13 protein-coding genes are annotated in these 25,367 nt (G+C 49.8%); 1 reads left to right on the forward strand and 12 read right to left on the reverse strand.

Going from position 1 to position 25,367, the window contains the following annotated elements:
• The first annotated feature begins 29 nt into the window (after positions 1-29).
• Positions 30-380, forward strand: coding sequence for a dihydroneopterin aldolase (gene folB / locus NC99_RS08655; RefSeq protein WP_053182367.1), 351 nt, complete (start codon positions 30-32; stop codon positions 378-380).
• 86 nt (positions 381-466) lie between these two features.
• Here folB and NC99_RS08660 read toward each other — a convergent pair whose 3' ends face one another.
• The 12 genes from NC99_RS08660 to NC99_RS08715 all read right to left on the reverse strand — a co-directional run bounded on the left by NC99_RS08660 (position 467) and on the right by NC99_RS08715 (position 25,366).
• Positions 467-1,966, reverse strand: a complete 1,500-nt coding sequence (locus NC99_RS08660; RefSeq protein ID WP_053182370.1) for a RagB/SusD family nutrient uptake outer membrane protein — start codon at positions 1,964-1,966, stop codon at positions 467-469.
• A 19-nt stretch (positions 1,967-1,985) separates the two neighbouring features.
• The gene (locus NC99_RS08665) at positions 1,986-5,411 is read right to left on the reverse strand and encodes a SusC/RagA family TonB-linked outer membrane protein (RefSeq protein WP_053182373.1); all 3,426 of its coding nucleotides are present in this window, start codon (positions 5,409-5,411) and stop codon (positions 1,986-1,988) included.
• A 183-nt stretch (positions 5,412-5,594) separates the two neighbouring features.
• On the reverse strand, positions 5,595-6,704 hold the full coding sequence (locus NC99_RS08670; RefSeq protein ID WP_053182376.1) for a FecR family protein: 1,110 nt from the start codon (positions 6,702-6,704) through the stop codon (positions 5,595-5,597).
• Positions 6,705-6,777: 73 nt separating this feature from the next.
• On the reverse strand, positions 6,778-7,359 hold the full coding sequence (locus tag NC99_RS08675) for an RNA polymerase sigma-70 factor (RefSeq protein WP_157624718.1): 582 nt from the start codon (positions 7,357-7,359) through the stop codon (positions 6,778-6,780).
• Between the two features lie 166 nt (positions 7,360-7,525).
• Positions 7,526-8,641 carry a glycoside hydrolase family 88/105 protein gene (locus NC99_RS08680; RefSeq protein WP_053182382.1) on the reverse strand — a complete coding sequence of 372 codons (1,116 nt, stop codon included), beginning with the start codon at positions 8,639-8,641 and terminating at the stop codon, positions 7,526-7,528.
• 82 nt (positions 8,642-8,723) lie between these two features.
• Positions 8,724-11,351 (reverse strand): glycoside hydrolase family 88 protein, encoded by a 2,628-nt coding sequence (locus tag NC99_RS22325; RefSeq protein ID WP_082326387.1) that lies wholly within the window; start codon positions 11,349-11,351, stop codon positions 8,724-8,726.
• Between the two features lie 80 nt (positions 11,352-11,431).
• The gene (locus tag NC99_RS08690; protein WP_053182385.1) at positions 11,432-13,360 is read right to left on the reverse strand and encodes a rhamnogalacturonan lyase; all 1,929 of its coding nucleotides are present in this window, start codon (positions 13,358-13,360) and stop codon (positions 11,432-11,434) included.
• A 92-nt stretch (positions 13,361-13,452) separates the two neighbouring features.
• Positions 13,453-14,961: a rhamnogalacturonan acetylesterase gene (locus NC99_RS08695; RefSeq protein WP_053182412.1), complete on the reverse strand. Its 1,509-nt coding sequence runs from the start codon at positions 14,959-14,961 to the stop codon at positions 13,453-13,455.
• A gap of 65 nt (positions 14,962-15,026) precedes the next feature.
• Complete coding sequence (locus NC99_RS08700; protein WP_082326388.1) at positions 15,027-16,133, reverse strand: glycoside hydrolase family protein; 1,107 nt, start codon at positions 16,131-16,133, stop codon at positions 15,027-15,029.
• Positions 16,134-16,323: 190 nt separating this feature from the next.
• Positions 16,324-20,025: a DUF4450 domain-containing protein gene (locus NC99_RS08705; RefSeq protein ID WP_082326389.1), complete on the reverse strand. Its 3,702-nt coding sequence runs from the start codon at positions 20,023-20,025 to the stop codon at positions 16,324-16,326.
• A 3-nt stretch (positions 20,026-20,028) separates the two neighbouring features.
• Entirely contained in the window at positions 20,029-22,974 is a 2,946-nt protein-coding gene (locus NC99_RS08710; RefSeq protein WP_053182387.1) for a glycoside hydrolase family 2, read from the reverse strand.
• Positions 22,975-23,221: 247 nt separating this feature from the next.
• Entirely contained in the window at positions 23,222-25,366 is a 2,145-nt protein-coding gene (locus tag NC99_RS08715) for a hypothetical protein (RefSeq protein ID WP_053182389.1), read from the reverse strand.
• Position 25,367 lies beyond the last annotated feature (1 nt).

Consider the following 25,367-nt stretch of genomic DNA (forward strand, 5'->3'; position numbering starts at 1 on the left):
CTTTCATTTCACACTAAAAGCAAGCAAAAATGGGACAAATTGATTTGGAAGGACTGGAGTTTTTTGCATACCACGGACATTATCCGATTGAAAAAGAAGTAGGCAACAAATTTATTCTGAATGTCAGCATTCAAACGGATTGTGCTACTGCAGGAAAGTCGGACCGGCTGGAAGATGCGCTGGACTACCAAAAAGTGTACAGCTTGATTAAGCAGGAAATGGCCATTCCTTCGGATTTGCTGGAGCACGTGGCCACCCGTATTCTGGATCAGCTTTTTGCTGAACTTCCGGCTATTGACAAGGCTTCAGTCAAAATATCGAAGATGAACCCGCCTATGGGTGGGCAGATTGAAAAGGTAAGTGTGACTTTGAGCCGGTAATTGAACAATCGAAAGACCCCGACAAAATTGCCGGGGTCTTCCTCATCAAACCTAAGCTCTGGTCGAACTAAAGCAGGGTCATTTTTTTAATATCCCGGATTTTGCTCGTACAAGCCTCTCTTTACTTCCAACTGATCTTGGTGGATGGCATAAATCAAGTCATTAGCCACTACTGTACTAATTTTATCAGCATCGTCGTCACTGGCAGCAAAAGCATTCATCACGTCAATCGCTTTTCCTGTACGAACCAAGTCATGCCATCGTAAGCCTTCGGCCATGAACTCTTTGCGGCGCTCTTCGAGGAGCATGTCCAAATCGACGTTGGACACGGGAGTCAACCCGGCTCGTTCGCGGACATCATTCACAATATCATCAATGTCAGTTTGACTTCCGCCAGTTTGCAGCAAGGCTTCGGCTTTCATCATCAGTACATCGGTGTAGCGAATCACCGGGAAGTTAATTCCCCAGTTAAAGCGGTCAGCGGGAATATGGTTCAAACTTAAAAATTTAACGTACTGCGGGTGATTAACCGGGTTGCTGTTTTGATCGATAAATGACATCAAAATGGAGGCATCATCCCGCACATCGGCCTCGTCGAAGGAGTTAACCAAATCGTCTGAAGGATCCAGACCACCGGTTCCATCGTTGGGAACCCCACCCGCAAAGGGCAGCGTAATACGTGCGTAGCTTTCGAGATACATTAAGGTTGGTAAGATAGTACCAATACCACGATCACCAGTTGCTCCATCGTTGATGAACTGAATATCGAAGACAATGTCTGGATTATTTTCGTTGGTATAGCTGAAAATGGAAGCATAATCAGTCACCCAACCGTATTGTCCGCTCGAAATTACTTCGTTGAGCAGCGTGAGTGCTTCACTATAATGATCTTCTCCCAATCCAGGACCTTCAATTCCATAGTCAGGACCCGACATAGTCAGATAGGTGCGGGCCAGCAAAGCGCGAGCTGCGTGCGAAGTTGCTTTGCCCGGTGTATTGTATGAAGCAGGTAAACTGCCAATTGCATCCTGCAAATCCTGCGTAATCAGCGTATATACCTCGGACACCGGTGAGCGCGGTATTTCAAGCGCTTCGGTAGGCGAATAGGCTTTATCATAAATGGGCACTTTACCAAAAAAGCGAACCAGATCAAGGTAGAGTAAAGCGCGAAGGAACTTGGCTTCGCCTATCAATCTCGAACGGGTAGCAGTATCTTCCACCTTCTCTTCGCTGATTTGGTCCAATACCATGTTCGCCAGAAAAATTCCGCGATAGGATGAATTCCATGCTGTAGCCATCAGCGGATTTGTCTGTAAGGTTCTTTCAAAATTATTCACCGGGTTCCATTCCCTCACTCCGGTTCCGGGCGAATAAATATTGTCGCTTCGAACTTCGGACAGGTACAAATGATTGGCCGGATAATCGCCCAAGGCATTGTAAACTCCGTTGATAGCCAATTCAAAGTCTTCGGTATTGTTATAAAAGTTGGCAGCACTAGGCTCTGAAATCGGAGCCAGGTCAAGGTCATCCTCACAAGCAGTGAAAACGAGTACCAAACTGATCAGTAATAAACATATTTTTTTCATAACGATTTAATTCTAGCAGTTAAAATTTCAAGTTTACCCCAAACACCATCGATTTAGACAGCGGGAAAGCACCATAGTCATCACCGCTGTTATTTACGGCTTCCGGGTTAAAACCACCATCGTATTTGTCGGCTCCAAACCAGTTTTCAGCAGTGACATAGATTCGGGCGCCACTAATCACATGCGAGCGAATGTGACGGCCTAAATCATAACCTAAAGTAATGTTCCTAATCCGCCAGTAATCGTTTGGATAAAGCCAGTCGGTATTTTTGATCCGCCCGAATACAGAGGGTGACTTCCTTGTTTTTCCGGCCAAGTCGGCTTCGGTATAAACTTTGTCTTCTTCCCATCTTACCCTCTCGCGGGTAATTCCAAGGGTATTTTCATTGGCTCCCATACCCGTTCGGTACATGGCCCGTCCAAAGGTCGAGTAGAGTACGCCACCCCACTGTCCTTGTACCAGCACGGAAAGATCAAAGCCCTTGTAAGCAAAATTGTTGGTGATCCCCCACACATAGTCCGGGTTGGGCTGCCCCGAATAAGTACGGTCGTCGGCGTCAATGATGCCATCAGCCTGATCTGGGACGCCATCTCCGTTGGTGTCAACTGTCAGCTGATCAACATATTTTGGATCACCGGCTTGCTGGTTTCCGTAAACGGGATAGCCATTTTCAATGTCAGCGGTTGTCAGCAGCCCATTTTGCTGAACCACATATAGCGTGTACATCGGGCGTCCAACCTCCAGAACATTGTGCGTTATATCCCATCCACCGCCAAAAATCGGGGTATTGTTTGGTCCCAGTTTTTTCACTTCATTGGTGTTGTGGCTCAAATTGATCATCGTTTGCCATTTAAAGTCGCCCACCATATTTCGGGTTGTTACTTCAAACTCCCAACCTTTGTTCAGCACTTCTCCGATATTGGTCAAAGCGGTTCCAAATCCACTGGCCGTGGGCACCGGAATATTCAACAGCAGGTCGGTATTGCGTTTTGTGTAATAATCGAACGAACCATTCACCCGATTGGAAAGGATGCTAAAATCAAGCCCTACATCGAAGGTTTCTGAGGTTTCCCAACTCAAATCGGGGTTGGCAAAATTTGATGGAACCATACCATTGACCAGGTTTCCTCCATTGCTGTAGTTGGCAAAAGTCAACCGGGCAATCTGGTCGTAATCGCCTACACCATTGTTACCCGCAAGTCCCCAGCTGGCACGAAGTTTCAGGTTATCGAAGAAAGTGACATCATCCATAAAACTTTCTTCAGAAACACGCCATCCGATTGAAGCTGAGGGGAACACCCCCCACTTGGTGTTGGCTCCAAATTTGGACGAACCATCACGACGAAGACTGACCTGCGCCAAATATTTGCTCTTGTAATTGTATTGTGCTCTACCAAAATAGGAAATCAATGTATTCTTTGTTTCAAAAGATGTTCCACTGGTGCTGGAGGCAGCATTCAAAGTTGGAATAGCATCCGAGGCAAAGCCCGTTCCGCTAATGCTGTAAGTTTCAAGTTTGAACGTACTATAAGAATAACCGGCCAGCAAATCAAAATTATGATCGCCAATTGACTTGTTATAATTCAATGTGTTCTCATTGACAAAGTTGACCCGATTATAACCTGACCGACTGGCACTTGCAGTACGATTTCGGGTAATAAAAGCCGGCGTAAAACGCTTGGCTTCGTTGTTATGCACGTCAAAATTGATATTCGTTTTGAATTTCAATCCGTCAATCAGCTGGTATTCCACAAAAGTGGTGGTAATGTTCCGGAACGTCTGACTCATGCGGTCCACATTCTTGGCTTCGGCAATCGGGCTCACGCGAGAGGTTCCCCAGGCGTAGCTGGTATTTTCGCCAACATTGGTTCCCTCGGCTCCGGTTGATGATTCTACAATGGGGTTCATCCCAACCACAATGTGTGTAATGGCATCTTTTCCTTCCACATTTGGGTCGAGTTCTTCGCTGTACGAAGGCGCAATATTTAAACCAAAACGCAGGTTATCGTTCGGGCTGACCTCCACATTGGCTCGGGCGCTGTATCGTTTGTAATTCACGCCAATGGCAATTCCATCCTGATCGAGATAATCGCCGGAGACATAGTAATTCACGGTTTCATTTCCACCGGTAGCCGAGAGCTGGTAACTTTGAACCAACCCCTTCCGGAAGAACAGATCCTGCCAATCGACATAATCCAGTCCGGGGTGGCCATCCTGAAGCCAACGATCGTCCCACATGTATTTGGTGTTGTATTCCCCTGCGTCGAGTCCTAAAAGTGCTCGCCTTTCGGCATTTGATTGTGATGAGGTTGCTCCCAGATCAGCGGCATGATCACGAACCCAAAAATAGTTCATGTGCTCAATCTGACGTTCGGCAAATTCTTCAGCCGAAAGCACATCCAGCTTTTTCACGGTCTCGTTCCATCCAAAATACGAATTAAAAGAGATTTGCGGCTTTCCGCTCTTCCCGGTTTTGGTCGTGATGATCACTACCCCGTTTGATCCGCGTGATCCATAAATGGAAGCGGCAGCAGCATCTTTCAACACCTGGATCGACTCAATGTCATTGGGGTTCAAATTGGTCAGCGGGTTACCTCCGGAGAAGCTACCGCTTGATGATTGAGGAGATACTTCCATTGGAAAACCGTCAACCACATAAAGCGGTTCATTATTGGCTGTAATGGATCCGGTACCACGAACCTGGATGCTAAATCCCTGGCCGGGCAAACCACTGGTTTGCTTTACACGTACCCCCGACATTTGACCGATCAACGCTTGGTCTACTTTATTCACCGGTCGTTCATTGAGCTTTTCAGCATCCATGGAGGCCACCGAGTTGATAATATCAGCTTTCTTTTGGGTTCCATAACCAACCACCACAACTTCATCAATGCCCATCATGTCTTCTTCGAGGGTGATATTGATTTCGCCTTGGTTTGCAACTGCCACTTCGACTGGCACCATGCCAACAAACGAAAAATGCAACACGGCACCTTCGGAAACATTGATGGTATAATTCCCATCCAGATTAGTGACCGTACCATTGGTTGTTCCTTTTTCAACCACCGTAACCCCCGGCAACGGAGTACCAGACTGATCGACTACCCGCCCGGTAACACGCGATGGCTGAGCCAACTCTGTATTGGAGGGCGTAATCACAATCAAGTTGTTATCCATTAGCTTATAGGTCAGGTCAGCCCCGGAAAACAGCTCATCCAAAATATCATCAACCTGGACATCGTCAACGTCAATGGAAACTCTCCGACTCAGATCCGTAAACTCATCATTGTACAAAAAATGAAATTTACTCTGGTTTTCAATTTCCAACAAAACATCCTTCACGGTCTTTTCTGTAAGTTTAAGACTAAACTTGGTGTTTTGGGAGTAAGTGCTCGCACTAACATGAATAACCGCCAGTAAAAGAAATAAACTTGTAAGCTTCATAGTCAGCAACAGTGTTTTTAACCTTCTCTTTATCCATAGAGAAGCGTTCATTTGTTTTTTTTTCATAGTTTTACTTCGTTAATAGTTAAACAACTACTTTGGGACCAACTGCCAAGAAACTCCCAAAGGGTTTAATTAAAACATGCCGGAGATGGGAGAATTCGTTCTCCCATCTCTTTTTATTTAGTTCGTAGATTTATTCATAAGCATTTTATATTCTTTTTCCAGTCGTTCGTCCAATGTCAAAAGCACTTCATTGTTGATGATTTTATAGTTGATCGGAACTGTAAGTCGAACGGCATTTAACAGTTGATCCAATGTTTGTTGATGAATGGATCCGGAAATTTTATAGTCGTTCAGTTCGTTGTCCATCACATACACCTTCACATCGTAGCGGCGTTCCAGTATTTTGGTAAATTCAGCCAGTTTCGCACGCTCAAAAATCCAGCGCTGGCTCCGCCACGAGGTATATAAATTGGGATTGATGTTTCTGGTGTGAATAATATTTACCGTTCGGATGCTTTGCGAATCTGCTGCAAGCTGTTCATTTTCTCCCTGAGCATTGGTCTGATCAACTAAATGGGCTGAATTCCGAATAAAGGACACTTTTTGATTGGGTTCGAGCCGGATGGTTTGCCGGCCTTCTGACACGTCGATAATTCCCTCCACCAGGGTAGCTTCTACCAACGCCTCATCGGGATAGGCCTTGACATTAAAGGCTGTTCCGATGGCTTTTACCACGACGCCGTCAGCCTTCACCAGAAAAGGAATTTGCTTATTTTCTGCCACTTCAAAATAGCCTTCACCCACCAGATGAACCGTGCGGTCTTCCAGGTTGAATGCATTGGAGTAACTAAGGCGGCTCCCGGCATTTAACCATACGCTGGTGCCGTCGGCCAGGTCCAGGCTAATTTTGGCTCCTCGTGGAACTTCAATATGGTACTGGTTTTCGGCCAAACCAACAAAATCATTGCTGGAGGTAAGTTGGGTAATGGAAAAACCAAGCAGAAAAGCAAAAATAAAAAGGGCAGCAACTTTCCATATTGAGTTTAATGGTTTCAGTCTAAAATAGTGAGCAACCTGATTCCTGGAGTGAATACGTACCTGTACTTTTTTATATCGCTGCTCGAGGTCAAAAGCAGAATTTTTTTGAATCATCCCGCTTGCCAGCCACGAATCACGCAAGCGTTGGTATCGATCAAAGTTATTGCGATCTTTCAACCAAGTCCAAACTTCCCGTTGTTCCTCTGCGGAAGCTTCATCTTGCAAACATTTTAAAATCAGTTCATCCATTGGTCAGCAATCAGACATTTCTTGCGTATGTAAACTAGGACAACTTGAGCAAAAAAAAGGGTGACAAGAAAACTTACTTTTTCAGAAAAAAAAGAATAACCAAATCTATCAAATCAGATCGAACAGACTTCAATCCCCTCAACAACTGCGTCTTAACGGTATTTACTGAGATTCCTAAAATCACCGCGATTTCCTTATTTTTTCTTCCTTCCAGTCGGCTCATGATAAATATTTGGCGGCACTGCGGGGGCAACTTCTGGATAGATTTTTCCACTACCTCCTGAAATTCTTGATTGATCAAAGTCTCCAGAGGATAGCCGGACTGAGAACCCGAAAGGTCGGAAACCGGCTGGTGATACAAGAACAACTCTCTGTATTTATCGCCTACTTTTTTGTGCTTGAAATAATTGAGGCATTGGTTATAAACCATTTGGAACAGGTAAGATTTTGGTGTGCCATGCAAATCTATTTTCCGGCGCTTTTCCCAAAGCATGACAAAGGTATCTTCTACAATTTCCTCGGACTGAAATTGCTCCTTGGTTATTTGAAAGGCATATTGATAAAGCTGCTCAAAATAGGTTTTGAAAAAGTACTCGAAAGCCTTTTCGTTTCCGGATCTCAGTTGAGAAAATAGGTATTTTTCGTCCTGCTTCATCACAATCAATTTCAAAAACCACGATGGTCACTCCTGTTCAACCCCAATACTCTCAAACATTCCTTACAGCCATCAATCAACTACGATCGACCAATCGTAAACGAAAGGTAAGAAACTCCGGGAATAAAAGCCCCCGGAGTTTCCTTTAACTTTGTGCTATTTGCGACTATTTCGCCATTCGGTACACTTCGCTTCCAGCCAGTAAGAAACAGCCGAGGCCGTAGTCTTCAAAATCGGGTTTGGAGGTGTAAGTCACCGGCTGCCCATCCTTGGGCTCTTTCCCGGTTCCCTGCAAGTAGCCTAAAAACCCGTTGGGGTGAACGGCATCGTTTACCATGGCATTCCAGGCTTTGGTGATGATGGGCTTATACTTCTTTTCCTTCAGCAGCCCTTGATTGACGCACCAGGCCATGCCGTATACAAACAAAGCTGTTCCTGAAGTCTCAGGGCCTTCAAAATGGCTGGGATCGTGCAGACTAACGCTCCAAAAACCATCTTCGCGCTGCAGCGGAACCAGTGCTTCGAGCATTTGTAACAAAGTGTTTTGATATTCGTCGCGATGAGGGTCATCTTCAGGCAGAATTTCGAGCACACGCACCAGTGCAGCAACCACCCAGCCATTCCCACGCGACCAATAGCAATCTTCACCATTCGGTTCCTGATACGGTGGCAAAAAGTCCTTATCGCGCCACCAAAGCTGGTCTTCGGGATTCCACAAGCCCTGGGCGACTTTCGTATCCATGTACATATCGTACATGCGCTGCGAATAGCTTTGATCGCCGGTTATCACACTCAGTTTGGCAAAAACCGGCATCGCCATTTGCAGGGCGTCAATCCAGTCCCAATCATCAATCTTTTCGGTTTCCATCATCAAATCGATCGAAGCCTTAATATCCCGGATCCGCTCGGGTTGGGCATCCATTTCGTACAAATCGAGGTAAGTTTGGCCGGCACAATGGTTATCCGCGTGGCGGGTTTCTACCCCATTGCGTAATCCCCAGTTGTGTGCTTCTCCCCAGGTAACGGCGTAATCGTAATACTTCTGATCCGGATTTAGCGCATACAAAGCCATCAAGCCTTCGTAATAGACCGCACGGGTCCACAGGTTACTCGGACGCTCCCGGTTGGTAATGACATTCACGCCCGGGTCGGGCCATTTTTTCATCAAATAGGCATTCGTCAATACCATTTTATCCATGATCTCTTCCTTGGAAGGAAGTTTATTGGCACATGCAGACAAACCCACAAACGCCAACAGCAACATCGCAATTAACTTATTCATATCATTTTGATTTTAGAACATTTATGATTCATTTCGATTCCTAATATCTCTCCTGTTTTTTTAACCGATCTGCCGGGAACTATTAATTACCATCGGGCTTGGCAACTTCGGCTGACGGACTTTCGGGCCAAAAAAAGCTTTTCCAATCATCTGGTATTGATGGATCAAAACCATCAAAATCACTCACCACATAATCGGCCAACGCCATCTTGTTGTCCTGAATACCCTGAACGACACACTTCGCCAATTCATACGCCCCGTAAGTACTAAAATGCGTATTGTCGGCAAGGGCCTTATCCTGTCCGGGATAGGTGTTGGCCGGATAATGCACGAACGCCTTTTTCGAGTCTTCCACACCCAGTGCCTCATAAAGCTGTTTGCTCATGGCATTCAGGTCAATTAACGGAAGGTTGTCAGCTTTCGCCAACTGGCGCATGGCTTCGGGATAATCATCAAGCGTATTCACAATTTTTCCCTGCTCGTCAAATTTTCGGCGATTGGTCGAAGTCACCAAAACCGGATGCGCACCGCGCTTTCTGGCTTCGCTGATAAAATTCCTCAGCTCATCCTGGTAAGTGGTGAACGGCTCCACATGGTTTCCGCCCGGTTTCTGATCATTGTGGGCAAACTCCATAAAAAGGTAATCGCCCGGTTTCATCACGCTCAGTATTTTTTGCAGGCGTTTTTCCCGCTGAAAAGCTTTCAGTGTTTCCCCTGATTCCGCATAATTGGCCACGACAATCTCCGGCTTTAAAAAGCGTGGAAACATTTGTCCCCACGACGCCCAGGGCTCATGTTCCTGATCAACAACCGTTGAGTTTCCGGCCAGAAAGATCACCGGCAAGTCGTTTGCCGGTTCAATCTCAATGGAGGAAACACAAGGTTTCGGTCCGTTGAATTCGAGGGTGAGTTTGTCGTCCCAATTCAAATAAGTCATTTCCCGTGATTTCCTGCGAATTTCTTCAGTGGCATTGATTCGGGGCGTACGCACATCCACCACCACGGTTTTAGTCACTACTTCGCCTTTTCGGGTTCGAATATTCTCAAGCATCAACCGGCGCGATTCGGCCTTAACTGTTGTGGCAGATTCCCCGCTGGGATCGCCTAAGGTCAGCGTTATTTTATACCGTCCTTCGGGTACGTCAACCGCAAAGTAAAAGGGACGATCGCTGGTGATAAAATCACTATTCAGCTCATCTTCTCCATCGCTTTTCACCGATTTCAAACGCTTTTCAGTGACGAATCCAAAGCCTCTTTCAGCGCTGTAAAGCGAGTGCTCATCCACCTGGATAAACCCTTCTTTTAAAGTTCCAGAGCCTAAATCAAACTTCCAACCTGTTGTTTCTTCATTCTGATGATCGTAGAACTGCAGCGAGCTGTCGTTTATTCTGATTTCATTCGATTTAACCAGCTCAATCATTTCGGCGCCGGCCAGCAAAACCGGTCCATAACTATGGGCTGCATAAACATTCACCGGACGGTAATAATAGAATGCCGGGTCGAAGCCCATGCCAGTTCCAACACAGGTACCTTCCACCTGTCCTTTTTCATTCACCTTGGTGGCCACAGCATTCCAGGCCAAACAAGCCACAGGCCCATAAACTTTGCCATCGACATAACCGCGGTTGATGGCGCGGGCCATGGCATAAGTGTAAATGGCGGTGGCCGATGTTTCCAGGTACGAATCATTCCGGTCGAGCAGTTGGTGCCAAAATCCCTGCCCCGACTGGTAATTGGCCAAGCCGCGCAGGTGCCGTTGCAATAAGTCAAGCACCTGGTCGCGACCAGGGTAATCAGCCGGCAAAACCTCCAGCAGTTCCACCATCGTCATCACCGCCCAGCCGTTGGCGCGGCCCCAATAAAATTCGGGATGCTCTTCCATGCCCATGATCCAGCCATGCATGTACAGCCCTTTTTCGTAATTGAACATGCGCTTCGAAAACTGCAGCACTTGCTTCACCGCATCGTCGTAATAATTATTCTCGCCTGTATACTTACCCATTTGCGCCAGGGCCGGCACACTCATAAACAAGTCGTCCAACCACAGCGAGTTGGGTTGCGGCCGGTTGCGGGCCATGGTGCCATCATCAAACCGGAATTGTTTGTTGCTGATGTAATCAATGAAATTTGAAATCATCGGATCAAGGTCAGCATCCAATCCGGCACGTTTGGCTTTAATCATGGCCGCACACATGGCGCCGGCATCATCCAGCGCATGGGGGTGAATGACCGAGTACATGGCATGTTTCACTCCTGCCTGCTCTTTCTCCAATTCCAGAAAATGCGGACGGATACTTTCCAAAAATCGCAGGCGGTTATGAGTGTAGTCCGCATAGCGCTTGTCGCCTGTGCTTTCTGCAGCCAGAAGCATCCCGGCATAAGTGACGCCCCACTCGTAACTGATCAAACGATAGTCGCCTGGTTTAAAAATCGTATTTTCGTCGATTTCATTGAAGTCATCCAACTCCGCTCCTGACGCCCGATCAATCAGTTTCATCGGCGTTGTGGATTCCAGGTAATCATGCACCCGTTCCAGAACTTCTTCGATTGCCTTCACATCGGGCTTTCCATAAGGCGTATCATATTCAGGCTGTAGCAAGTGTAGTGGAGTTGTTGAGTCAGTAACTTTCTGAGCCAGTGCCCCGGCAAGGTTCAACCCGAGTAACACCAGGCTGCTCAATGTGATTTGTTTCCAGAATTGACAGTTCATAAGTAATTTGTTTTTGCGTTGCTTTTAACTGCTTATTTTGCTCTTTTAAATCCGATTAGCTTCTTTCTTATAAAAACAGTTCATTTTGAGTTCTTCTTGGTGATCGATTCCGGATGAAATTTAATCAGGTTCAACCGGGGCTTTTCAGGCTGTTCCATATCCTCTCCAATATAAAATCCGGGATGAGGTGGTTGGTTATAGGCCACATTCTGCCAGGCAATGCTCAACCGGTAAATGGGGTCGTGCATCAGGGTAACCAAGCGGTGCTGCGTAGGAATGGTGGTGGTATAAATCCGTAACGATTGGTTGTCTTCTGTACGCAGGACCACTTCCTCCCGCCAGTCGCCAAACAGGTCGGCGCTTAAGGCCGGCGTTGACTTGGAGCCGTTATTGCTCTGGCAACCGTCGGCTACCAATAAGTTGGTGAGGGTCTCGTTTTGCCAGTCCCACTTCATGACCCGGTTTCTGTCAAGCAGCTCGCGAAGCAAGTCACCATCCCACCACACCGCAAAGTTGCAACTGCGCGGCCTGGTTTCCGAGATTTTCTCGCCTTGCGCATTCCACAAACCACTGATGCCTGCTCCAAAAACCCAGCACTCGTTTCCCGGATGGCGCGGATCGATATTGAAAGAAACTCCGCGGCCGGGCCCTTCTCCTTTGTCACCACCCGAATCAGCTGCCTTTACCGATGCAACTTTCCACAAAATCTCACCCGTTTCTGCATCGCGAAAGCTCATTCCAGCATCGTCAAAGCGTTCCTGAATGGTAAAAACCTCCAAACCGGGGCGCGAAGGGTCCAAATCCGAAAGATGCAGCGCATCGCCATGCCCCAGCCCCGTTGAATAAAGGCCCGTGCCGTCGTGGTCAATGGCCGCAGCTCCATAAATAATCTCATCGCAGCCATCACCATCTACATCGCCTACGCTCACGCTGTGGTTGCCTTGCCCTCGATAAGCACGATTGCCGGGCGTGCCGTCGTCACTGTCGAACAGCCAGCGTTGGGTGAGTTTTCCGTCGCGCCAGTCGTAGGCAGCCAAAGTCGCCCGGGTGTAGTAGCCCCGGCACATGACGATTGACGGACGCTCGCCGTCGAGGTAAGCCACGCAGGCCAGGTAACGCTCCGAGCGATTGCCATAGTTGTCACCCCAAGTCGCTTTCAACTCTTCGGGCGTTGGATTTTCTTTCTCGGGGTGACGGCCAGCCTGATAAGGCACGGTAGTCAATGCCGCTCCGGTCAGTCCGTCAAACACGGTGAGAAACTCCGGCCCACGCAAAATGTGCCCGTCCTGATTCCGGTGGTCGGCCGAGGCATCGCCAATCACTTTCCCGGTGCCATCAACGGTGCCGTCTGCTGTTTTCATGGCCACTTCGGCGCGGCCATCGCCATCAAAATCATACACCAAAAACTGGGTATAATGAGCGCCCTCGCGGATATTCTTGCCCAAATTGATGCTCCACAACAAAGTGCCGTCCTGCTTGTAAGCATGAAAAACCGGCTCAGAGGTCATGCCCTTGTGGCTGTTGTCGCGCCCGCGGCCGGTCATATGCACTACCAACTCATAATCGCCGTCGCCATCCAAGTCGCCGGGAGCGATATCGCCGGGCGAGTACCGTTCGGGTGTTTGCAGGGGAATGGTGAGCCAGGGCTGCACTTCGTCGGTTTTCACCAGTCGATAGGAACCATCAGGCTCGGATTCAGTTCCACTACCGACAGGTTTTACCAGGTAGGTGTAGATCCCATTGGGCAAGCTGGCAACATCCATCAGCGAGGTCGCATCAGTTACAGGTTTGTCATTCAACAGAACTTCTTCACCATTTTCAGACTGCCGATAAACGTTGAAAGCCACGTCTTCGGCATCGGAATGCAGCAGGCGCCAGCTTACAAAAATGCTGTCTTTGCCTGCCTGCACAGCCACCAGCCCACGCGACAGATGCTCCATCTGGCGTTGGGCCGAAGCGGTTAAGCCAGCGAGTAAGAACAGGATTAGAAATAATTTTAAATTGGTCATTGGTTATTGGATATTAGTTACTAACTGGATTGCTGATGATCCTTGATACTGGATCACTGGGACTGTTCACTGGGACTGTGACTGAATACTGATCAATGCGACTGCCCACTGACACTAACCGCTCCCCGCAAGGGACATTCCTTGATTCGTGCGATTTGCTGCGCCAGGATTTTCGCATTCAGCAGGGCACCCGCGGAATTGGTGTGCGTATGATCGTCCGGGAAGAACGCGCTGACTGCCTCCGCTCCCATTGCTTCGTATTCGGCAGCCACGGCTTCATTCAAATCAATAAAGAAAGCACCGGTTTGTTCGGCCACTTCCCTGGCCCATTTGCCGTAACTGTCCGAAGCTCGTTCCACTTTCCCGTCCTTCCACCTGTTACGCGGAATCATGGAAACGACAATCGGGATCGCCCCTTTGGCCTGCGCATCAGCGATGTACTTTTTCATATACCAGCCATAAGTGTGCACCGTTTCCTTGGAGCCATCCTCACGGGTTACTTCCTGCGTTTCATTGCCAGTCCCCCGGAGCGAACCCCGGTATTTGGCTTTGTCGATATTGCCGCCATCGTTGTGGCCAAACTGCATCAGCACAAAATCGCCCCTGCCCAGTTGCGGAACAAGTTCATCCCACAAACCTTCGTACAGAAAAGTACGGCTGCTGCGCCCACCACGGGCTTTGTTGATGGTTTCTACCCGGCTGCTGTCAAAAAAGGCTGGCAGTTCGCGCCCCCAACCGACAATTTCGCCACTGCCGCCAGCCACGGTCGAATCGCCAATCAAAAAGACCTTCTTTTTTTCGGGGAAGTTGATGGTTGGATTTTCCAACAGGAAGTCTTTCAGCGGGCAGTTCTCAGCCTCGCGCAGGCCCTCCACAATCAGCGCAGCCGCCAGCACCGCTCCTTTTGCCGAAGTGTGCGTGTGATCGTGCTCAAAGAACAAATTGCCCGTCACCTGCGCTTCGCCCAGCTTTTCCATGGCCGAGGCCATTTTTTCGTTTAAGTTGATGAATTCAACGCCTTCGGCCAAGGCCACCTCTTTGGCCCACAAGCCATAACTTTGATCGTTGCGCGGCACCCGGCCATCCTTCCAACTGTTACGCGGAATGGGCGACATGACCACCGGAATGGCCCCTTTCGCTTTGGCTTCCTGAATATACTGACGGAGGTACCAGCCATAGCTGTGCACCACCTCGTGCTCACCGGTAAGCAGGTTGTCGATTTCCTCCGACTCATCGCCAACGCCCTTGATCGTGCCGCGCGCCCGGAAGTCGTCGTTGATTGGGCCGGCATCGTTATGGCCGAACTGCATCAGCACATAATCGCCCGGCTGAAGCCTTTCCAGCACAGGTTGCCACAGTCCTTTGGTGCGAAAGGTGCGGCTGCTTGTTCCGCCCAGGGCATGGTTTTCCACCTCAACCCGGCTGGTATCAAAAAACTGCACCAAGGGATCACCCCAGCCCCAAAGGCCACCGGAGCCATCACCCCGCCCGTTTTTTACGGTTGAATCGCCAATCGTATAAATGGTAGGCTTGGCGTTTGCGTTTGTTTTCCCGAAAGCCAATAGGCAAGTCATCAATAAAAAGCTGATCAATTTTATCATTTCAAAAGCGTTTTCGTTTATCTTTTTATTGATCGGATGACTTTGAGTCATCCGATCAATATATCTTACTTATGTGCATCCGCTTCAATTTCAAAAACAAAAGGAGTGGATGTCCAATATTTTCCGCCTTGCGTGGTGACAAACAGGTGCGTGGGTTTTCCATGCTGCATCAAAACTTGGGGCCGCTCAAACCGGCCGTACTTACTCAAATGTTTTGGCTTTGGTGGCTGGTTGATGTAATGCGACACCCCGAAATAGCTGATTTTGGGTTCAGACCAATGGATCCCATCGTCCGACTCCAGAATGATGCCTACCTCATGGTCGAAACGCCCCATATCGCGCGCCAGCATGTAGAACTTCCCGTTCTCGCGAAACACATTGCCATCTTCCAACTGGCGGTTGTTGCCCAAGGCCGAATAGTCGATGATGGGATTTTCGGCATAGCGAACGTACGGCCCTTCCAGCTGTTCGGCTATCGCCAGTCCGTATTTGCGGTTTCCGCGAATGGCCGGATCCACCGGATTTTCATATTCTTCGTTGTTCCAGCCTTTGTAATACAGCCAATATTGTCCGTTTGGATGTTTCAGAAAGGAAGGATTCGAGGTGCAATGATCATCCCAGGCCCCTTCCGGTCCTGCCTCCAGCAGTGGTTTGTCCGGCCGTTTCCACGGGCCATTGAGCGAGTTGGCGGTTGCCAGCCCGATACGCTTGGTATTTGTTTTCCGATTCGAATTGCCGATATAAAACAGGCAATAGGTGCCGTCAACCAACTGGATATGTGGGTTGTGACAAGTGGTGCCATCCCAAAAACCTTCACCACGCGGGGCCAGAATGGTTTCTACGTTGCGGTAAGGGCCCGCCGCCTCATCAGCCACGGCATGTGCAATCTCTGAACTGTTGATCCAGCCGCCCATGCCCTTCCCGGCATTCCAACGCGAAAAAAACACGTGAAACTTGCCGTCGGGTGCCACAATCGGGCTACAGCCCCAAACGTAATACCCTTCGAGTTCGAGTATGCGCCCCATCGGTTTCAAGCGCTTCGAAAAAGCAGAGATATCTTGTTCCCTATAGTTTTTATCGCGAATGGAAGCTGCCAGTCCGGGGCCGCCCGACACCAGCAGCGCCCCTCCGGCAAGCAAACTTTGTTGTATAAAATGACGTCGTGTTTGCATGGTCAATTCCTTCTTTAATGAACGGGCAATTTTTTCATCAGTACCCGCTTAAATTTTCATCCTGATGTAAATTTATTTTCTTCCCGATGAAAATATTTTTTCTTCCTGATGGAAATTTATCGCCATCAGGATGTAAAAATTTCTATGGTGTACTGATCGGATGACTTGAAGTCATCCGATCAGTTTCATGCTATCGTGCAAGGGTTACCCCCATCAAGCCAATAATCACTTCGTTGGCTATGGTTTCCAAAGTCAACGACACCAGTTCTTTGTCCGGATCGAGCGGAAGATCGAGCAAAGTCGCCATTCCGCCATCCACATAAATCGGATCGTTCGACATGCGTCCGCCCAACTCGCCGGCGTGGTACTTGCTCACATCGCCGGTTTTCAGTCGCACCCGCCACGGACGGGGCTGCCGGGTGTAAAAGGCCCAGTTGTCGATAAACAAATCCTGATCGAGCGGAATCAGGTTGTCGGGCAAAACCAGGTCGAGCACGTCCTCGGTACCATCGGCGTAGCCCACCCGGATTTGGCCGTTCAGCACATACGCCTGCATGTGATAGGTGGACGCGGCCACCAGGAAATACGCCTTCGAAGCCTTGCCGCTGAGCGGAAGGCTAACCGAAGCCGGATAATTATCCCACAAAGTGGTGAATGCAATGTTGTTGGCATTCTTGCTGCCCGGAGTGGCGAACGGAATACCCTGCGGCATGGTAAAAGTGCCGTTGTTGGCCGCAGCCAGCGAGCGGATTCCGCTGTCGTCAATCGCCGACAGGTCGTTGGGATGGCACCACTGCCCCATGCCTTGCGTGGGCACCTGCAAGGTGGTGTATTCCCAGCGCGGCGACAGGTATTTGCCGTAAGCGAAGATGTCGCGCACCTTTTCGTTAAAGCGGTCTGCCATCGCAACGGCACGATACGCCTGTGCAGCCGGATTGGCGATGTTCCAGTTGATGGCCCGCAGTTCATGCGTTTTCTTTCCGACCTTCACTTCAATTTTATTGGTCCCCAGGGTGGCCACCGGCGACGAAAACTCGTGTTTGGTTTTTCCCTGAGCGGGGATTTTTACAGTCCCCATGTTGTTACCATTCACCCAAAGTTCACCGGCAAGGGGCTGATCGGTCTGATTGAGCAGATCGAAAACAAGCGATTCTGAATCCGGATGATTGGCGATTTCAACAGGGTTCACCACCTCCAGTTCCACCGGAAGCCAGAAGCGCATTTCGCCCGATGAAGCCTCAACAAACAAAGTCTTGTTGCCTTTTTCTGCGGAGACCGTTCCACTCAACACGCCGTTTCGGATTTGTGCACCTTGAAGCACCGATTGCGGATCGTAGATCTTCTCCGCTTCAAAGGGCAATTCCAACTGAAGCGTTTCGCCGCGGGCGATTTTTGCTGTTACTTTCCCGGTATTCAGCTCCTCTCCAGCCCAATCGATTTCAATTTCGTAAGCTGGCGCCACGCCGGCATCAATCCGGATTCGCGGAACCGAAACCGTTTCATCAAGCAAGTCAAAGCCCGTTTCGCGGCCATTCACCCGAATGGATTGCACCTGGCTCCGTGGGGCTTTCACTTCCAGCGATAACTGGATATCTTTTTTCAGAAGGTTTGGTTTGATGGTATAGCGGTCGGTATATCCTTCGCGTTTGAAGGCATACGCCATATTCCGGGTTTCGATCTCCGCAAAATCCCAATCCGCAGGAAATCCGGGGCGGATGGTCAGCCGCTTGTTCATCAGGTCAGGAACAATGCCGTACATGCCCTGCACCAGCGCCCGAACGCCCATGGAGACCGGATCGGCAAAATCGCGGTAGGTTTCTCCGCGGGCGGCATCGTAAAACGAGATCTGGGTGATGTTGCCCGGCCCGGAACCCAGGTACATGGCATCGAGCAGCGCCCCTTTGTAAAGTTTGAACGCTTCGTCCGGCCGGCCTGTTTGCCAGTAGGCCAACGAAGTGTGGACGATCTCGGCAAAGGCCACATTGTTGATCGACCACATGTAGGGCTGCCAGTTGGTCGTGGCCACCACGTGATTGGTCGTGTCTTCGAGCCCTTTGGCCAAAACCGGGATGTGCGTCAGTTCCGTATCGATGTAACGTGTGGCCTGGTACGCTTTGAACGGATCGTGAACATCCGAGTCAATGGCATGATAAATGGTCCACACCGCTGCATTGTCGTGCCGCATTTCGTGCCCCATGTTATCTTTGAATTCGGCCCACCAGCCTTTCTCCGGAATCCAAAGCTCGCGGTTCATCGCTGTGAGAATCAGCTCCGCCTCTTTTTCGTATTGTGAAGGATCTTCACCCAATTTTTTGGCAATTTCCGCCGCCATCTTGTTGGCCCGGTAGTTATAAGCCGACGAGTGGGTGGCCTTGCCTCCGTTGTACTGCAAGGCATCCGAAGCCCAAATGCTGCAATAACCGTCGTAAAGGCCATCGTTGTCGGGGTCGAAGGTGTTCTTCTCCCAGGCCAGGTGGCGCCGCAAGGCCGGAAAGATTTCGCGGGCGTAATCCATGTCGCCGGTCCAGTTCAGGTGCCACAGCAGCTCGTCGAAAAACACCAGGTTCATGTCGTAGTGGTGCATGATATCCGTCCGGTTGGGGCTCCGGCAGATGTAGCCATTGCTGTACATCGGTGTTCCCCACGTTTTGGCGGCACGCGCCAGGTTCAGCTCTTCGTCCTGCAAGTGCGGCAAGGTCACCTGCACATCGGTCACCTGCGAGTTGATGTAGCCGTTGAAGTGCGTTCGCGCCCGGTCGTGCAGCCCAAGCAAATCAGCCAGGTAGGCCGCCCGCCAGCCGGTAAGCGGCATGCGCCAGCCGATGGCTCCGTGCAAATAGCCGGGATCTTCCCACACCGCATCCTCAGCCCCGGAGAAAATGCCACCCAGCGTATTCAGGTACGGATCGGGAGTATGTAATTTCAGTGTCGAAGCAATCTTTTCGCGATAAGCCGTGCCTTTGTTAAAAGCATCGGCCAGTTCGCTGTAGACAAAAGGCGCACGGCTCTTCGGGTTGTGCAATTCGAAGTAAAAGGGCTCCGCATCCATTTCGTATTCGGCAATGATTACCGGGCGGGAAGACTTCTCGGACTGGAGCAATTGTTCCAGATCATCAATTTGGTTGCCATCGGCTTCGCGAATATTTGTTCCCTGGGGAAAGGTGCCGGTCATACTTTTTGATTCGGCATACACCTGCGATAACGGAGCGTTCTGCTTGTTCCGGCTTTCGGGATGCTCATAGGCTTCGTCATCGGAAACCGGCTTGGTCCGATGTCCGTACCAAACGGTTGCCTGATGATCGGTAATTTCGAACACATTTCCCTGGCAATTGCCCGGTTTGATGTAGAAACTATCTTCCGGATCGGCCCCCAGATCGCCTTCGCGGCTATACCGCTTGTTGTTGGCGCCACCGTAAACCCAAAGGATTCTAGTTCCCGCGGGCAGCTTGTCGGCTGTGTGCCTAACCACCAAACCGTCACCGTCAGACAAGGCCACGGCCTCAATGGTGAGCGTGCCCTCTCCCAATAAGTTCTTGTCTTTCAGAATATAAGTTCGCTGCCCCGATTTGAAGCGGGACTCGACAGATTCCAGGTCTTTTACCCAGCGAGTTTCTTTGGGTGTAGAAATCGCGAGATAAATGCTTCCGCCCAAATAAGGCATGTACAGCCCAAATTCGGGAAAATCACTCGTTTCGAAACGAAAGCCCGTGTTGGTTCCGTAAATCGCCCGGGTAAAGCGCTTGTCTCCGTTGTGAATGACAAACTCGTCGCCGTCGGGCTGGTACCTGAGCTCGCGCTCTTTCCCCTGCCACCAACGGGCAGGATCGATGGGTTGCGCGCCTACGCTCCAAACGAATGCAGCAAATAGTATGGTAATCAAAAACTTCAGCATCGCCTACTCGTTTCGTAGTCCGAAATAAAAATACAAGGTTCGACTGACGGGTTTGTCCATGACGTTCAGCTCACCCGCTGGCCCGAGGCTTTTCGTGTCGTTGCTGATGCCCATGGCCAGCTTGGTTCCGATCGGCGGAATGCCATCCAAAAAGGAAATGTTGCCGGTTGGCAGGGCCGGGTAGTTTTTGGGGCCGGAGATTCCGTAGAAATCGAACAGGCGGACAAACAGATCGTCTTCCTGGGCAACCACGGTAAACTTGCCATGTACGGTGTTGAATTCCATCCACGATACATCGGCGTAATATCCTTTAAACTGCGGGTAGTTCCAGGAGTTGTCACCCGGCAATACGTTGTTGTACAAACGTTCATACACATCCAGCGTGACTCCTTGTAACCGGTTTTTCCACACGTGCGTTGGGCCGCGGCCCAGCCACTTGGCACCAATCACGTCCGACTCGGGAAAATCGAAGCTGACGCCAGTAAAATATTGGCCCCCATCCACCTGGTATTCGTAATCCATTTGCAGCCAGCCACTGTTGTACATCGTCCAGTTCACTTCTTTCAAATCGCCCGAATAAGTCATTTTCACGACATGGGCATGGGCTGTTTCCTCATGCGTAACGCGAATCAATTCCGATTCGCCACTCGCCAGCACCGGACCGTTATTAAAGGGAATGGGCAGTCCAAAATCGTTTTGAACCGACACCAAAAGCCCGCTGTTCGTGTTGAAAGTCACCGCAATCCCGGACGCCTTCATGGTCAGCAAGCTGTCTTTTTCCGTCACTTCCACCTTCGAACTCAGCTTATCATCGCCGGCCTGCTGCTCGATGGGCAGGATGTTATCCTCCTCAATTCCCTGGGCCTTCAGCTTCTTCAGCCGTTCTTTCTCCGCTTCGCTCAGTTCCTTTTCAACCAGTTGCACCACGGCATTGGTGTTGCCATCGGTTTTCCAGCTCCAGCAATAAATCTCGTCGCCCGAAGGAGCAAAGGCACGCAACAACAAAGCGTCGTACTGCTGGTAATCTTCGGGCAGTTCCAGCTTCAATTCTCCTTTTTCAACCGGGAGCACGTCCGGGCTTTCGGCTTTCCCTTCTTTCATGACTTTTTGATAGACACCCCGCTCTTCGGGCAAGCTGAAGTTCACCAACTGCCACTCAAAGCGAACGTCTGCGAGGTTGGTAAAATGGTGACGGTTTTCAACCGGAATACGGCCATCAAACCCGGCCGGAAGTTTGTCCAGCGCAATTTTCACCGGACTGTAAATTTCGCGCATGGCATAAAAGCTGCCTTCCTTTTCGCGGTGCGGACCAACCAGTCCGTCGGGCGCATTAACGCGGTTCACGTCGATCACGCCATCCAAATCGGTGCGGACCAAACCTTCGTCGGCCAGCACCCACGAAAAGCCGCCCGCTGCCCGTTCCGAATGCCAAAACAGTTCCCAATAATCAGCCAGGGCAGCAGCGCCACCGCCATCATCCTGGGCATGCAGGAACTCGGTGGGCATGTAAATCAAGTCGCCTTCCAATATCTTTTTTGAACTGTAATAGGTTTCGTAGTGGTTGCAATCCACCCCATTAAAATCATTCCCGGGCCGGTGGTGCGCATGAATGACCGGGCGATTCGACGGATCATACATGGCGTAATCATCATCCAGCTCCTTGTTGGTTCCGCCCTCGTTTCCGTTGCTCCAGAAGATGATGGACGGATGGTTCACATCGCGGATCACCAGTTCACGAACCAGTTTGCTACCCGACTCGGTATCGTAGGCATTTTGCCAGCCAGCCAGTTCGTTCATCACAAACAAACCCAGCGAGTCGCAGTAATTCAGAAAAGCCTTATCGGGCGGATAGTGCGCGCAACGCACGGCGTTCATGTTCATTGCCTTAATCAGCCGAACATCATTTAAATCGATGGTGGCATTAACACAGCGACCGGTTTCGGGCCAAAAAACGTGGCGGTTGACGCCTTTCATTTTCACTTTGGTGCCATTGATGTAAATACCATCGCTTTCACGGATTTCAATGGTTCGAAAACCAAATTTTTCGCTCAGCTCATAAGTAGTTTTGTTTCCGTTTTTCAGGCTCACTTTAACCGAATACAGATTGGGCGTCTCGGGTGTCCACTGCCTGGCCTCAGCTACCTGGCAAGTCATGGTGACCAGCGAATCGCCGGTACCGGCTTTGGTTTCGCAGCTCTGCACGCGGTTTCCTGCCACATCGAATATCTCAGCCAGAATCGTTTGTTTCTTTTCGAGCCTGACCGGGAAAACATCCATCGAAAAGCTACCGTCAGCCTGGGCATTAATAGCAACGCGGTCGATAAAGGATTCGGGCACGGCCTCAAGATAAACCGGACGGTAAATTCCGCCAAAAATCCAGTAGTCGGCAAAACGCTCGGCCCGGTTGACGGAGTGATTGGATGACATTTTATGAACGGTGACTTCCAGTTCGTTTTCCTGTCTGGCTTCCAGTTTATCGGAAATATCATATCGAAAGCGATAAAACGAGCCCTGATGAATAGGACCAGCCAACTCGCCATTAATTTTCACTTCGGTGTCGGTCATTGAACCTTCAAAAACAATGAAAATGGTTTTGTCCTTCCAATCCTGCGGAACCATAAAGCGGTGTTTGTAGATTCCCGTTTCATCCGAAAACTTGTGCTTCTTTCCATAGGTCCGGTAGTCGCGGCCATAGTCGTATTCGCCAAAACCCTGCTGTTCCCAGTGTGAAGGCACTTCGATGGTGCTCCACACGCCGCTGTTTCGTCCCGAAGTACAATAAAAATCCCAGGTCACCGTGTTCTCATTGTCGGTTCCGGAAAGGTATTGGATTTCCTTTTGTTGGGGAGAGGAAAAAGCTAGAAGGGGAAATAGCAATATCAGAAAAAGCCCCCTAAATCCCCTAGAAGGGATCTTCACAATTGTACAAAATTCCATGTTCTTATTCATAGTTCAAAATATATTATTAAAGCCCCTCGCAGGACGATAAATATGCGTAATCATTTTCCCAACAAGATTTCCTATGCGAACAGGTCCGCGAAAACGTGTCGCAAAACTCAGTGCAAGTCTGTGACCATTTTTCTGTGTTACTCTGTGGTTAGAATATCGAAATTTAACCACGGAGTTTCACAGAGTTGCACACAGAGGTCCGCAGAGGTTGTTAGAGTTATAATTGCGACTCCCTTCATGGGAGCCTCTAAAACACGGGTTTAATGTCTTCCCATTTCACCTTCCACTTGCCATCTTTGGGGAAGCCGGGGTTTTCCGTTTCGCAACCTTCGTAACCGGCGCACATCATGCCGATGGTGGTCAGCAGGCCGCCGTTGCCCGGCAAATAAATCCGCAGGCGTTCGCTTTGGTAGTTGTGCCCGTTGCGCAGATAAGTGTTTTTCTGAACATCTTTCAGCAGAAACTCCAAGGCCAGTTCGGGCTCTCCCAGCCTGACGGCCGACATGGCTGCCATCGGGTAATCCCACCCCCAGGTCGAAGGCCAGTCCCATCGCTCGGCTATGCGATGCATGGTGTTGCGCATCACTTCGGGATCCAGTTTGTCCCAGGCTGGCAAAATTCCGTAAGCGCCCAAAACCACCGGATGGTCCTCCATGAGCTCCATGTCGGTGTAGGATTCGGTTGCACCTTCAATTCCCAAATAAACCCCATCAGCCTGATCGGGAGCTGCCAGTTTAAGCCGGACATCCTCCCATTGGCCATCCGGTTCCAGTTGCAAACGATCCTGCCACTTCCGGGCGGTGGTCAGTCCCCAGTACCAATAGGGCAGCTCAAATGGCGGGTTGGTCGTGGTTTCGCGCGACCAATGCTCCTGCGCCGGAATAAGCGGCGGTGCCAGATCGTACTGTTGCTTTTCCTCGTTCCAAACCGGAAAGTCGCCCATAAAAGCTGCCGTGGCAAAAACCAGGTCTTTGTATTTGTTCAAGGTTTCTTCCGTTGGATCAGCCTGATACATTTGCTCGGCAAACCAGATGATGTGCGGCTGCTGCCAAACCAGGTAGGAACCAACCGACGAAGGACTGTTCTCGCCATCGGGCCCCAGCATTTTCTGCCAACGCACGCCTTGGTACCCTTGATCTTGCGCGGTTTGCCGGGCCTGCTCGTATAAGTCGTTGTAATAGTCCAGTTGTTTTTCGATGAGGTGTGCCCGGTTCCACTGCGGAAAATGGGCGATGTGCCACCAGTGCATTTCCAGGTGATATTTGCCGTACCAGCTGTTATAGGTCAGGCCCGTTTCAGCGGGCGGCAAGGAACCGGTACTTTGTATTTTGATCAGATATTGCGACAAGATTGTGCGTCGCTCCAACTCCTGAGCCCGGGGATCGGTACATTCAGTGAAATCAACGATACCACCGTTTTCCCAATAGTTTAGCCAGGCCTGTTCGTTGTTTGTTTTGGTTGACTCGAAATCGGCTAAAGTCATTTCGCCAACTTCCGGAGCAAACAGGCAGTTGAATTCAAGAACTTCTTTACTTCCGGGCTGAAGGACAAACTGATGTTCACCGGCCTTGGTCACCGAACCGGAACCTTTCCACGCGATGGCGACCTCATATTGATCGTTGTCCAGCGTACGATTGATGAGTACTTGATTCGAAGTGACTTCTTCTAAAACCGACTGGTGTTTTTCGGGTGAATCAAAGTCGTAGCCTTCGTGGGTATTTTCGGCCACTCCAAACGGGAATTTCCATTGCACCGCCAGTTTTCCTTCAGCAATCAGGGGCGATTCAATTCTAGCTGAAATCTGGTCCTGATCCTGATGACAATAAACCTCAACGTTTACCGGCTGCCCGTCAAACTCAAACGAACTGCTGATTTTTCCCGTCCACATGTCCAGGTGATGTGTAGCCTGTTTGATATCTTCCAATCGCGCGGTTTCACCTTCAGAATTGGTCAGCACCAGGCCAATCATTCCCAAATGCAGGCGGTGCGGGTTTTCGCGGAAATAGTTGCACGCTGCTTCAGCCCTCGGATCATCTTTCAATTGATGACGGTAGGGCACTTGCCTGCCTTCCACTTCAAAATATTTGAGCGTTTCGGAGCGGTCGTAGCCTTCGGTATTGGGGTTGGTATGCCAGCCCCAGTTGGATTGGGTTCCCAGCGGTACGCCATTTTCATAGTCAGAGTAGAAGGTTTGCAGCCCGGTCAGGTCGGTGGTAAAGGCGAACTCACCATTTCCAACAGACAGCGAAGCCAGTGAGTCGAAGCCTTCAACCAACACATTGCTGCGCGTCACCACGCTATGCCGGTCAATTTTTTCGGGCTCATTTTTCGATTGGCAACTAGCCAACACCATAACAGAGAGGATTGATAAAAGAAGAATTCGTTGCTTCATG

The organism is Sunxiuqinia dokdonensis (genome assembly GCF_001270965.1).
Classification (GTDB): domain Bacteria; phylum Bacteroidota; class Bacteroidia; order Bacteroidales; family Prolixibacteraceae; genus Sunxiuqinia; species Sunxiuqinia dokdonensis.

Excerpts from the sequence above, each read along its gene's own strand:
- folB (WP_053182367.1), top strand. The coding sequence starts at position 30 with ATGGGACAAATTGATTTGGAAGGACTGGAGTTTTTTGCATACCACGGA.
- NC99_RS08660 (WP_053182370.1), bottom strand. The coding sequence starts at position 1,966 with ATGAAAAAAATATGTTTATTACTGATCAGTTTGGTACTCGTTTTCACT.
- NC99_RS08665 (WP_053182373.1), bottom strand. The coding sequence starts at position 5,411 with ATGAAGCTTACAAGTTTATTTCTTTTACTGGCGGTTATTCATGTTAGT.
- NC99_RS08670 (WP_053182376.1), bottom strand. The coding sequence starts at position 6,704 with ATGGATGAACTGATTTTAAAATGTTTGCAAGATGAAGCTTCCGCAGAG.
- NC99_RS08675 (WP_157624718.1), bottom strand. The coding sequence starts at position 7,359 with ATGAAGCAGGACGAAAAATACCTATTTTCTCAACTGAGATCCGGAAAC.
- NC99_RS08680 (WP_053182382.1), bottom strand. The coding sequence starts at position 8,641 with ATGAATAAGTTAATTGCGATGTTGCTGTTGGCGTTTGTGGGTTTGTCT.
- NC99_RS22325 (WP_082326387.1), bottom strand. The coding sequence starts at position 11,351 with ATGAACTGTCAATTCTGGAAACAAATCACATTGAGCAGCCTGGTGTTA.
- NC99_RS08690 (WP_053182385.1), bottom strand. The coding sequence starts at position 13,360 with ATGACCAATTTAAAATTATTTCTAATCCTGTTCTTACTCGCTGGCTTA.
- NC99_RS08695 (WP_053182412.1), bottom strand. The coding sequence starts at position 14,961 with ATGATAAAATTGATCAGCTTTTTATTGATGACTTGCCTATTGGCTTTC.
- NC99_RS08700 (WP_082326388.1), bottom strand. The coding sequence starts at position 16,133 with ATGCAAACACGACGTCATTTTATACAACAAAGTTTGCTTGCCGGAGGG.
- NC99_RS08705 (WP_082326389.1), bottom strand. The coding sequence starts at position 20,025 with ATGCTGAAGTTTTTGATTACCATACTATTTGCTGCATTCGTTTGGAGC.
- NC99_RS08710 (WP_053182387.1), bottom strand. The coding sequence starts at position 22,974 with ATGAATAAGAACATGGAATTTTGTACAATTGTGAAGATCCCTTCTAGG.
- NC99_RS08715 (WP_053182389.1), bottom strand. The coding sequence starts at position 25,366 with ATGAAGCAACGAATTCTTCTTTTATCAATCCTCTCTGTTATGGTGTTG.